Annotated in this window: 11 protein-coding genes; all 11 read left to right on the top strand. The window is 60.3% G+C overall.

From position 1 onward, the window contains the following. Positions 1-284: 284 nt before the first annotated feature. On the top strand, positions 285-1,655 hold the full coding sequence (locus Q2B33_RS10985) for a citrate/2-methylcitrate synthase (protein ID WP_300568881.1): 1,371 nt from the start codon (positions 285-287) through the stop codon (positions 1,653-1,655). A 19-nt stretch (positions 1,656-1,674) separates the two neighbouring features. After that, positions 1,675-3,294, top strand: a complete 1,620-nt coding sequence (locus Q2B33_RS10990) for a hypothetical protein (protein WP_300568884.1) — start codon at positions 1,675-1,677, stop codon at positions 3,292-3,294. Between the two features lie 98 nt (positions 3,295-3,392). Continuing rightward, a complete protein-coding gene (locus Q2B33_RS10995) occupies positions 3,393-5,000 on the top strand; it encodes a transglutaminase domain-containing protein (RefSeq protein WP_300782947.1) in 1,608 nt (535 codons plus the stop codon). 81 nt (positions 5,001-5,081) lie between these two features. Beyond that, positions 5,082-6,029 (top strand): stage III sporulation protein AA, encoded by a 948-nt coding sequence (gene spoIIIAA / locus Q2B33_RS11000; RefSeq protein WP_300568887.1) that lies wholly within the window; start codon positions 5,082-5,084, stop codon positions 6,027-6,029. A 166-nt stretch (positions 6,030-6,195) separates the two neighbouring features. Continuing rightward, complete coding sequence (locus Q2B33_RS11005) at positions 6,196-6,720, top strand: stage III sporulation protein AB (RefSeq protein WP_300767933.1); 525 nt, start codon at positions 6,196-6,198, stop codon at positions 6,718-6,720. A 41-nt stretch (positions 6,721-6,761) separates the two neighbouring features. Further along, positions 6,762-6,956 carry a stage III sporulation protein AC gene (spoIIIAC, locus tag Q2B33_RS11010; RefSeq protein WP_103238941.1) on the top strand — a complete coding sequence of 65 codons (195 nt, stop codon included), beginning with the start codon at positions 6,762-6,764 and terminating at the stop codon, positions 6,954-6,956. Positions 6,957-6,965: 9 nt separating this feature from the next. Then, positions 6,966-7,352 carry a SpoIIIAC/SpoIIIAD family protein gene (locus tag Q2B33_RS11015; protein ID WP_296474228.1) on the top strand — a complete coding sequence of 129 codons (387 nt, stop codon included), beginning with the start codon at positions 6,966-6,968 and terminating at the stop codon, positions 7,350-7,352. Between the two features lie 106 nt (positions 7,353-7,458). Beyond that, complete coding sequence (locus Q2B33_RS11020; RefSeq protein ID WP_296474224.1) at positions 7,459-8,505, top strand: stage III sporulation protein AE; 1,047 nt, start codon at positions 7,459-7,461, stop codon at positions 8,503-8,505. Between the two features lie 130 nt (positions 8,506-8,635). Beyond that, positions 8,636-9,388 (top strand): hypothetical protein, encoded by a 753-nt coding sequence (locus tag Q2B33_RS11025; protein ID WP_300782943.1) that lies wholly within the window; start codon positions 8,636-8,638, stop codon positions 9,386-9,388. 67 nt (positions 9,389-9,455) lie between these two features. Next, on the top strand, positions 9,456-10,118 hold the full coding sequence (locus Q2B33_RS11030) for a stage III sporulation protein AG (RefSeq protein WP_300568899.1): 663 nt from the start codon (positions 9,456-9,458) through the stop codon (positions 10,116-10,118). Between the two features lie 106 nt (positions 10,119-10,224). Next, positions 10,225-11,016, top strand: a complete 792-nt coding sequence (locus Q2B33_RS11035; protein ID WP_300568902.1) for a SpoIIIAH-like family protein — start codon at positions 10,225-10,227, stop codon at positions 11,014-11,016. Positions 11,017-11,076 lie beyond the last annotated feature (60 nt).

The following is an 11,076-nucleotide window of genomic DNA, read 5'->3' on the forward strand; positions in this document are numbered from 1 at the left end:
GCTCTTCCGATCTAAAGGCGAGCCTCCCGCCGCGGCGGATGGGGCTGCGACCGCCCGAAAGCAGGCATATGAGGCCTATGGAATAGGGCAGCAGCTCCCGGTGCATCTGCTGTAGCCGGAGGCTGCGCAGATGATACGGGAGGCCAGGAGGTGTCTGAGCGGGCTCCGGTGCGGATTGGCATCGGGGCCTTTTGAATTCTTTGTGAATTTTGCATAAATTATCACATTTTCAGTTGACACCGATGATGAAAAGACGATAAGATATAAATTAGGACTGATGACAAATGAGAGATAGGAGGAAATGTCTATTGAAGAAAAACGAAATCGTATTGAATGATTATGCACGGATGTGCAGAGAAGCCGACCATCTGGAGCCGGAGATGTTCGACAAGTATGAAGTGCAACGGGGCCTGCGCGACAAGAACGGAAACGGTGTGGTGACGGGACTTACGAATGTATCGCGCATTGAGTCCTTTCAGATGATAAATGGGGTGAAGACACCCTGCGAAGGTAAGCTGTGGTATCGGGGCTATGACTGTATCGAGCTGGTGAAGGGCTTCAAGGGGAGGCGCTTCGGCTTTGAAGAAGTCAGCTATCTGCTGCTGTTCGGCAAGCTGCCGGACGAGAAGCAGCTGAAGGATTTCCGGGAGATTCTTATCGCCTGCCGGACGTTGCCCACGAATTTCACCAGGGACGTGATCATGAAAGCGCCCAGCAGCGACATCATGAACTCCCTGACCAGGAGCGTGCTGACATTGGCATCCTATGACAAGGAATGCAATGATACCTCCATCGAGAACGTGCTCAGGCAGAGCTTCCGCCTGATCGGCGTGTTCCCCATGCTGGCCGTGTACGGGTATCATGCCTATAACCACTATCAGAACGACGACAGCATGTACATACACCGTCCCTCCAGGAAGCTGTCCACGGCGGAGAACCTGCTGATGATGCTGCGCCCGGACATGAAATACACGCAGCTGGAGGCCGCGGTGCTGGACACCGCTTTGGTGCTGCACATGGAGCATGGCGGCGGCAACAACTCCACCTTTACCACCCGCGTGGTGACATCCTCGGGCTCGGACACCTATTCCGTCATCGCGGCGGCGCTGTCCTCCCTGAAGGGGCCCAAGCACGGCGGAGCCAATATCAAGGTGGTGGAGATGATGCGGGAGATTGAGGCCAATGTGTCCGACTGGGAGGACGAGGACGCGGTCAGGGCCTACCTGAAGAAGATTCTGAACAAGGAGGCCTTCGACCGGAAGGGCCTGATCTACGGCATGGGCCATGCGGTGTATTCCCTCTCGGATCCCAGGGCCCAGGTGTTCAAGAGCTTCGTGCACCAGCTGGCCTCCGCCAAGGGCAGGGAGAAGGATTTCGCGCTGTACTCCATGATCGAGCGGCTGGCTCCCCAGGTGATTGCGGAGAAGTCGAGGATTTACAAGGGCGTAAGCGCCAATGTGGACTTTTACAGCGGCTTTGTCTACAGCATGCTGGAGATTCCTCTGGAGATGTTCACGCCAATTTTTGCCATCGCCAGGATCGTGGGCTGGAGCGCCCACAGGATCGAAGAGCTGATCAATATGGATAAGATTATCCGCCCCGCGTACAAGAGCGTCATGCAGGAGCGGGAGTATGTGGGCCGGGACGACAGGTAACGGAGGGCTTGGGGGGATTATGAGAGCGAAAATAAGGCAGTGGTGGCCATTTGCCGTCCTGGGAGCGGTCTTCGGGGGGCTGGTGGTCCTGAATATGTCCTGCCATGACCACTGGCTGGACTCCGACATGGCGGCGGAGATGATCTTCTCCCGTCTGCTGGCGGAGAGCGGGCATGTCTTCGCCACAGAGGAATGGTACTATTCCACGGAGTTCAGGTTCCTCTATACGCAACTGGTGATGGCGCCATTGTTCCGGCTGTCCCAGGACTGGCACCTGATCCGCATGATTACCAATATCGTCACATATGTTCTGATGCTGGCGTCCTATTTCTACATGATGAAGCCTCTGAAGGTGGATCGCAGATGGGTGGCCCTGACCGGGGCTGTCCTTCTGCTGCCTTTTTCGGAGACGATGATGACGCATATGCAGATGGGCAATACGTACATGCCCCATGTCATTCTGCTCTTCTTTTATCTCGGCCTGTTCCTGCGGCTGGTGCAGAAGGTGGCATACCCCAGGTGGAGGAGGTGGGAGATGGCGGCCGTGTACCTTCTGCTGTCCGTCATCTGCGGCGTGTCCGGCGTGCGGTATCTGCTGGCCATGCAGTGCCCGCTGGCCCTGGCGGCGCTTCTGTACCTGGCATTTTCAGGGGAGTGGAAGCAGTTCCGCCGCCAGTTCGGCACGGACACGGGGAAGAAGAGCTTCCGGCAGGTCTGGAAGAGCGGGCGCGCGGCATATCTTTACTGTGGTCTGCTGGGCGCGGGCGGCAGCCTGCTGGGCTATTGCCTCAATGTGCTGTGGGTGAGCAGGCAGTATGTGTTCCAGACCTATGAGGCCACCAATTTCATCCCGGTCTACCAGGGCATCCTGGCGGAGCGGGTGCAGAATGCCCTGGGGAGCCTGCTGATGCTCTTCGGCTATATTCCGGACAGGGGATTCCTGTCCCTGAGGGGCTTCATCACCATGCTTTCCTTCGTGGCCATCACCCTCCTGATCTACTGCGGCGCAAAGGCGTACAGGGGAAGCTGTGGGCAGAGATTCTTCGTGGCGCTGTTCCTGGCGGTGTCCCTGGGGCTGAACCTGTTCGTCTTCGTATTCACCACCAGCACCATGGTGCCGCGGTACTATATCACCACGCTGATCTTCGCCCTGCCGGTGTTTACGTTCTATATGGAGGGGCGGGAGCCGGCTTTCGACAGACTGGCGGTAAGCCTGCTCCTGGCCTGCTGTTTCCTGATGGGCACGGCCAAGGTGACGCTATCCTATCTGTCGGCGGACAAGAACCAGGGGAAGCGGGCGGTTGCGGCTTTTCTGCAGGAGAACGGCTACGACTTCGGCTTCGCTACCTATTGGAATGCCAACATCATGACGGAGCTGACGGACGGGGCGGTGGAAATCGCCAACATCGGGGATCCGGAGTATCTGGAATTCTTCAAATGGTCCTCGCCGATGCGGTATTATGAGGAAGGGTATCATCAGGGCGAGACATTCCTTCTGCTGACTGCGGAGCAGCGGGCGGAATATGCCGGGGCGGAAGCGCTGCAGGCAGGGGAGGTCGTCTATGAGGACGGGGACTATACGGTATATGTGTACGAAAGCGTGGAAGAGCTGATGTCATGTGCGGCACAGCGGGATTGAGCTTGCTGGCCGATTGATTGTTTGAGCCGCAGGGCGGCGGAATGTGTGGAAACTTGAAAGTATTGAAGGGTATCTTCTTTTTTTTGATGGGTCTTATCATGATAGGCTGCACGGGCATCCTGGTCTGCGCGCTGAATCCGTCCCTGACGGCCATGCTGGCGGAGCGGGTGGAAAGCGTGGGTTCGGCGCAGTCTTCCCGGGATGGCCAGTCGGGCGGTCTGGGCGGCCTGTTCCGGGACGGGGACGGACAGTCGGATTCCACGGTGCCCGGGGAGGGCCAGCCGGGGATCAACGCGGACTGGCTGGAGGGGCAGAGCGGCTACGAGCAGCCTGACAGCCCTTCTGTGGAGGCTCCGGAGGATGTGAGCGGCAGGACGGGCTACGAGCCTGTACAGGAGGAAGCGCAGGAGATAGACGAGGACGAGGCGGGCGGCCTGACCGGGGCCGAAAATCCCGGGGACACGGGCAGCGGCCTGTCCTTTGACGCGGAAACCTATCCTTACTATGCCATGCTGGAAGCGGAAATGCAGCAGATATACAGCCAGATTTATGCCAATGCCATGAGCCTGACGCCATCCTTCACCCCGGTGGCCACGGTGTCCGTGAGCCAGTTGAAGACGGTGTTCGAGGCGGTCTACAACGACCATCCGGAGCTGTTCTGGCTGGACACGGGATATTCCTGCAAATACCTGCGCAGCGGCAGGTGCGCGGAAATCACATTGAAATTCAATGAGACCGCGGACGCGCTGGAGCAGGCCAGGCTTGCCTTCCAGGGGGCGGCTGGAAATATCGTGGCCCAGGCCCGGGGGCTGGGAAGCCAGGCAGAGATGGAAAAGTATGTCCACGATGCATTGATGGGGCTGGTGGAATACGATGTGGCCGCTCCCATGAACCAGAGCGCCTACAGTGCGCTGGTGGGCGGCAGGAGCGTATGCGCCGGATATGCCAGGGCGTTCCAGTATATCATGCAGGAGCTGGGCGTCCCCTGCTATTACTGCACCGGCTACGCGGGTGAGGACCATGCGTGGAACATCGTGAAGATAGACGGCGTTTACCGCAATGTGGACGTGACGTGGGACGATACGGAGGAGCCCACCTATAACTATTTCAACAAGACGGACAGGGAGCTGGCGGCCACCCACAGGCGGACGGGGCTCTCGGTGTATCTGCCGGCCTGCGAAGGGGCCGGCACACAGACGCCTGCGGCGCCAGAGGGCGGGGAAGCCGGGACTTCGGAGGACGGGGAGATTCCCGGGAGCGCGGAAAATCCCGGCGGGGAGGACGCCGACGGAGCGGACGATATATCCGGCCTGATCAATCCGAATCCCATCCAGCCCCTGGAGTGGGAGAGCAAGAAAAAGGAGGAGCCTGTGGACCCTCTGCAGGCTGCGGAGGACCGCAAACGGGAGAGTCTGGAGAAAGCGGGGGTCACCGAAGAACAGGTGCGGGACACCATGCAGGAATATTATGAGGACTGCCGTAGGCTGCTGAAGGATGCGGGGACGGGAGACCGACAGTTCGTGAACGTCATTCCACAGTCCCTGTGGGGCTCGGTGGAGCGCGCCTACAACAGCGGCGATTACCGGAAGGGATACGTGGATTCCGCGCTGAAGGACATGGGTGCGAGCAGCTTCGCGATTCAGCTGCAGGTGCAGGATCTGGGCGGAGGGTATTACCGGCTTTACCACAATGTATATACCTATTGAACGGAATAGAGAAAGAAATTCGAGAAAGGGCAGGAATATCCTGTCCTTTTTTTCATATATTGGAGAAAGGAGGACATGGGGATGGAGAATACGATTCTGCAGCTGTTTCCCTCCGGCCACCGGGCGCTCTGGCAGAGGGTGGCCCGGGAGCAGGCGTCCATTCAGGAGATTCGCCTGCGGGCGGGGCAGCCTGTGATCATACATAGAAAAGGGGAGGAGCTGTTCCTGACGGACACAGGGGAGCTTTCCCGAAAGCCGTCGGAGGGGCATCGGGCTACCGGGCAGGAGCTATCGCAGGTGCTGGAGCATATCTGCCATTATTCCCCCTATGCCTTTGAGGAGGAGCTGCGCCAGGGCTTCATCACCGTGGGGGGAGGCCACCGGGTAGGCGTGGCGGGACAAGCCGTGATGGAGGCGGACGGAAGGGTGAGAACCTTCAAGAACATATCCTATCTGAATATCAGGGTCTCCCACCAGATGAAGGGCGCCGCGGACGGGGTGCTGCCCGGGATGTACCGGCAGGGGAGGCTGTGCAGCGCCCTGATCGTCTCGCCGCCGGGCTGCGGCAAGACCACGCTGCTCCGGGATTTGATTCGGCAGATCTCCGACGGCAATGCCTATGGGCAGGGGATGACCGTGGGGGTGGTGGACGAGCGCTCCGAGCTGGCGGGATCCTTTCTGGGAAAGCCCCAGAACGATATGGGCATGCGCACGGACGTGCTGGACGGCTGTCCCAAGGACATCGGGATGCTATTGCTCCTGCGGGCCATGTCCCCCCAGGTCATCGCCATCGACGAGCTGGGCGGGGAGGGGGAGCTGCGGGCCCTGGGACAGGCGGCCGCCTGCGGATGCAGGATCCTGGCCACGGTCCACGGGGAGGACAGGCGGGACGTGGAGTACCGGTTCGGGCTGGGGGCAGAGTTCTGGGAGCGGCTGTTCGACATCTTTCTGATATTGGGAAAGGAGGAGGGGCGGTGCGTGGTGAAGAGGGCGGAGCAGGCGGCAGCCGGGAAACCGACGGGGGACTGAGGGAACCCTGGGCGGGCGCGTCCGGGGGAAGCAGGGATACTGGTTCCCGCGAGCAACGAGCCAAGTGGGCATGCTTGCATGCACATGAGAGCTATAGAATATGGCATTGCGGCTGCAGCGGGGATGTTGACTGGCATGGGCGCCGGAGCGCGCCGGGAGCAGAAGTATGGGCGTAATCAGGTTTTTGGGCGGATGCATGATTTTTTCGGGCTGTCTGGGGCTGGGGCTGTGGTACAGGCAGCAGTTCGGCGCAAGGATAAAGGTGCTGCGCAGCCTGGAGCATATCCTGGAGCTCCTGGCCAGCGAGGTGCGCTACGGGCGGGCTGCGCTGCCGGAGTGCTGCAGCCACCTGGCGGCAGATCTGGAGGCGCCGTTTCGGGAGGCCTTCGGGGAGGTGGGGCGCAGGATGGAGGAGAACATGGGGGCCTCCTTCGGGGAGGTCTTCCGGGAGGAGCTGGGGAAAGCGCTGGCAGACCTTCCCCTTCAGGAGACGGACAGGGAGGATTTCCTGCGGTTCGCCGGCCAGACGGGGTTCTCGGACAGCCAGATGCAGCTGCGGGCCATAGAACAGAGCGCGCAGCTCCTGGGGGCCACCAGGGAGAGGCTGGAGCGGGAGCATGGCGAGAAGAGCAGGATGGCGGTGGGGCTTGGAGCCATGGGGGGACTGTTGCTGATATTGGTGTTTTTGTGATGGACGGTTCGATAGAGAATTGCTTGGAAGAGTGAGGGGCCATGGGAGTAAGTCTGATATTTAAGATAGCGGCAGTGGGAATATTGGTGACCATATTGAGCCAGATTTTGAAGCACAGCGGCAGGGAGGAGCATGCCTTCCTGATCAGCCTGGCCGGACTGATACTGGTCCTGACCTGGATCGTGCCCTACATCTATGAGCTGTTCCAGACGATTCAGACACTGTTCGCTTTGTAGGAGGGGGATATGACGGAGCTTGTAAAGGTGGGATTTTTAGGGATAGCCGGGGTCTTGCTGGCGGTGCAGTTTCGGGGGAGCAAGCCTGAGTATGCCTCCTACATCGGACTGGCTGTCAGCATCATCATCTTCTGCTTCTCCATGCGGCAGATGGAGACCATCACAGGGCAGTTCATGAAGATCAGGAGCTATCTGAGCGGGTCTGAGGAATATCTGTCCATCCTCTTCAGGGTAATCGGGATTACGTATATCTGTGAATTCAGCTCCGATATATGCCGGGACGCCGGGTATCAGGCCGTGGCAGGGCAGATCGAGGTTCTGGGGAAGCTGGTGGTGATGTTCGCCGGGCTGCCGATCCTGTTCGCGGTGATAGAGCAGATACAGAGCTTCCTGTAGCCCCAGGCTCGGGACGGCAGGCACAGGAAGAGGAAGCCGCGGACAGCCATAGGCACAATCGGGCACGGGCTGACGGGAGGGCAGCGGGCCCAGGGAGGACGGGCATATGGAGATGGATTTGAATCTGGTCTGGCAGGACTTCGGGCTGGACAGGCTTCAGGAGGGGATCCTGCGCCTGTTCCCGGAGCGGCGGCTGAACCTGGAGGAGCTTCTGGGGGAGGTGATGACAGGGGACGTGTTCGGGGCACTGGCAGCTCTGTTCCGGGACAGCATCACAGATTTCTTTACCCAGATTGCGGGCATGCGGAATGTGTTCGTCTGGCTGCTGGTGCTGGGCATCGTATCCTCCCTGATGACGCATTTCGTGGAGATTTTCGACAGGCGGCAGGTGGCGGACATGGGCTTCTATTTCATGTACCTGCTCTTTACCGCGGTGCTGCTGAAATGCTTCACCCAGGCGGCGGACATCGCCAGGCAGACGGTGGAGAACATCATCCTGTTCGTAAAGCTCCTGGTGCCCGCCTATCTGCTGACCGTGGGCATCTCCACCGGCGCGGCTACGGCGGGGGCTGCGTACCAGATGATGCTGTTCGCCGTGTACGGGGTGGAGTATATCCTGGTGAAAGGGCTCCTGCCCTTCATCGGCAGCTACAGCATGCTGTCCGTGGTGAACGGCATCTGGGCGGAGGAGAAGCTTTCCCCCCTGATCGACCTGCTGGGCAAGGCCGTGGGCTGGGTGCTCAAGGGGGCGCTGGGGGCGGTGACGGGCATCAGCATATTCCAGCGGCTGATCGCCCCGGTGCTGGACTCGGCCAGGAATTCGGCGCTGCAGCGGCTGATTTCGGCCATACCGGGGGTGGGGGCAGCGGCGGGAGGGGTGGTGGACATGGTGGTGGGGTCTGCCACGGTGATCCGGGGCAGCGTGGGCCTGGTGCTGCTGATACTGCTCCTGCTGCTGTGCGCCGTGCCCGTGTTCAAGATTGCCATGATCGCGGTTCTGTTAAAGTGTGCGGCGGCCTTTATGGGCATCGTCAGCGACAGGCGGATCACGGCCTGCGTGAACCGGATCGGGGACGCGGCCATGCTGCTGTTGCGCACCACCGGGACGGCCATGCTGCTGTTCCTCGTGGCCATAGCGGTGGCGGCGCTATAGTGCGCGGGGCGGGGAGTCTTTCAGACGCTCATTTGCGCTTGGCTGAACTTGCGCTTGGCGATATTTGCGTTTTGCGGCATTTGCATTTTGTGATGTTCGCGCTCTGTCTGCGCGGGAAGTGGGGATGGATATGGGAAATACATTGTTCCAGGCAATCTGCCGGATGGGGATCTTCATGATATGCGCCCAGGCGGTGGTGCATTTCAGGCCCAAGGAGTCTTATGAAAAATATCTGAAGCTCCTGGTCAGCGTCATTGTGCTGATACAGGTGTTCCTGCCCATCGGAAGCTTCCTCCTGGGGGATGGCAGGCAGAACGCCGCCAGGGCGCTGGAGCAGTTCGGGCGGGAGCTGGAGCAGGGCCTGGAGGATGCCGCCGGGGAGGCCGCGGCTGCGGACGAGCTGCTGGAGCAGATGACCCTGGAGGAGGTCATGCGCCGCCTGGAGGAGCAGGAGGGGGAGGGGGCTCAGGGCGGGAGCCAGGGGCAGGAGGATATCCGGGAGGACGGCCCGGGCAGAAGCTTCCCAGTGGAAGACGGTCTGCCGGAAGGTGTGCAGGGCGGGAGACAGAATCAGCAGGATGCCCAGAAAGACAGCCAGGGCAGCGGCTTCCCGGAGGAAGAAGGGCTGCCGGAAGGGGGCGCTCAGGGCGGGAGCCAGGATCTACAGGATGCCCGGAAAGACAGCCAGGGCAGCGGCTTCCCGGGGGAAGAAGGGCTGCCGGAAGGGGGCGCTCAGGGCGGAAATCCGGGGCAGCAGGAGGGGCAGTCGGACGAGGGCGGGGCTGGTTGGAGGGTCGAGATCGATTCAGAGGCCATAGAACCTGTGTCCGTAGAGCCAATTGGGCCGGTGCAGGGCGGCACAGAGGAAGCGCAGGGGCATTGAATGGCGCAGGGCGGCACATTCCACGCGGCTCTCTGCGGGGAAATTTATCGGGAAAGGCAGGGGAGATATGGGCAGGGACTGGAGGCAGTGGGCGGCGGATAAGGGACTGCAGAAGTGGTTCCGCAGAGATAACTTTTTGATTCTCGTGCTGACGGGGATTCTGCTGGTCATCATAGCGCTCCCCACCAAGAAGGAGGAGCAGAAGGACAGTAATATAGACGAAATAGGAAAAAACGCACTGGAAGCGGATATGGCTGATACAGAAAAGTCCCGGGAGGAGACTGCCGGGACAGCCGATGGAGCGGCAGGCGCTGGCACAGACGAGCTCTATGCCTCCCAGCTGGAGGAGCGCCTGACCCAGGCCCTGACCCGGGTGGAAGGGGTGGGGGAGGTGCGAGTCATGATTACATTAAAATCGTCGAGCGAGCAGGTCGTGGAGAGGGAGCAGCCCGTGCGCCGCAGCGCCACCAGCGAGAGCGACGCCATGGGCGGGAGCCGCAGCATAAACGAGGTGGACTCCCAGGAGAGCGTGGTGTACCGCTCTGACGGCAGCCTAAGCGAGCCCTATGTGATAAAGACCCTGCCCCCGCAGATAGAGGGTGTGCTGGTCATCGCCCAGGGAGCCGGGAACGGCAATGTGAGCCGTACCATCGTGGAGATTGCACAGGCCCTGTTCGATGTGGAGGCCCACAAGGTGAAGGTGGTGCGGATGGAAGAGGCCGCACAGTGAGCTTTCCGGGCGGTGGGCCGGGCCAGACAAAGTTTTTGAGACAGGTGCATATATCGCAAAAAAGGCTCATACAATGAAGTATTAAAACACGAAGAGGGGAATGAATGTGAAAAACCTAATCAAGAAGAACCAGCTTATGATAACGGCACTGGCGATCATGATAGCGATTGCGGGCTATCTGCAGTTCGCCGGCAGCGGAATGGAGGATGAGTACCTGAAGACGGACGACAGCAACGTGGAGGCCAGCAATGCCAGCCCGGTGGACTCGGAGGGCGTCGTCACCGAGAATTACACCCTGGACGGACTCCTGGACCTGTCGGAGGAAGACCTGATGAACAGCCAGACGGACATTCAGAGCCTGGACACGGACGGAGGCGCCATCGTGGACGATTACCTGACGGACGGGATGGAAGTGGCGGACGCGGGCACCACGGGCGAAGACGGATCCGTGGTTGACGTGGACGGCACCGCAGAGGGAGAAGTGGCCGGGAACACGCCGGAGGAGGGAGAGGTTCCGGGCGAGGCCGTATTCACCTCCAGCACGGGGGCAGGGATCCTCTCCGACGCCAAGCTCCTGAAGGAACAGACCAGGGCGAAGAATAAGGAGATGCTGCTGGAGATCATCAACAGCGCAGGCCTCTCCGATGAACAGAAGCAGGCGGCGGTGGACAGCATGGTGCAGATGACCGCCATTGCCGAGAAGGAATCCGCCGCGGAGATCCTGCTGGAGGCAAAGGGCTTCCAGGACGTGGTGGTCAGCATCAACGGAGACGCGGTGGACGTAGTGGTCAACGTGCCGGCCCTGGACGACGCCATGCGGGCCCAGATCGAGGACATCGTGAAGCGCAAGACCGAGGTCCCGGCGGAGAACATCATCATCAGCACGGTTGCCCAGTAAAAAAGTTGTTTGTTTTACATAATACTTATGATATAATGACCTTATTCAAGGCAAGAAGCG

Origin of the sequence: uncultured Acetatifactor sp., assembly GCF_948601915.1 — a bacterium.
Lineage (GTDB): Bacteria > Bacillota > Clostridia > Lachnospirales > Lachnospiraceae > Acetatifactor.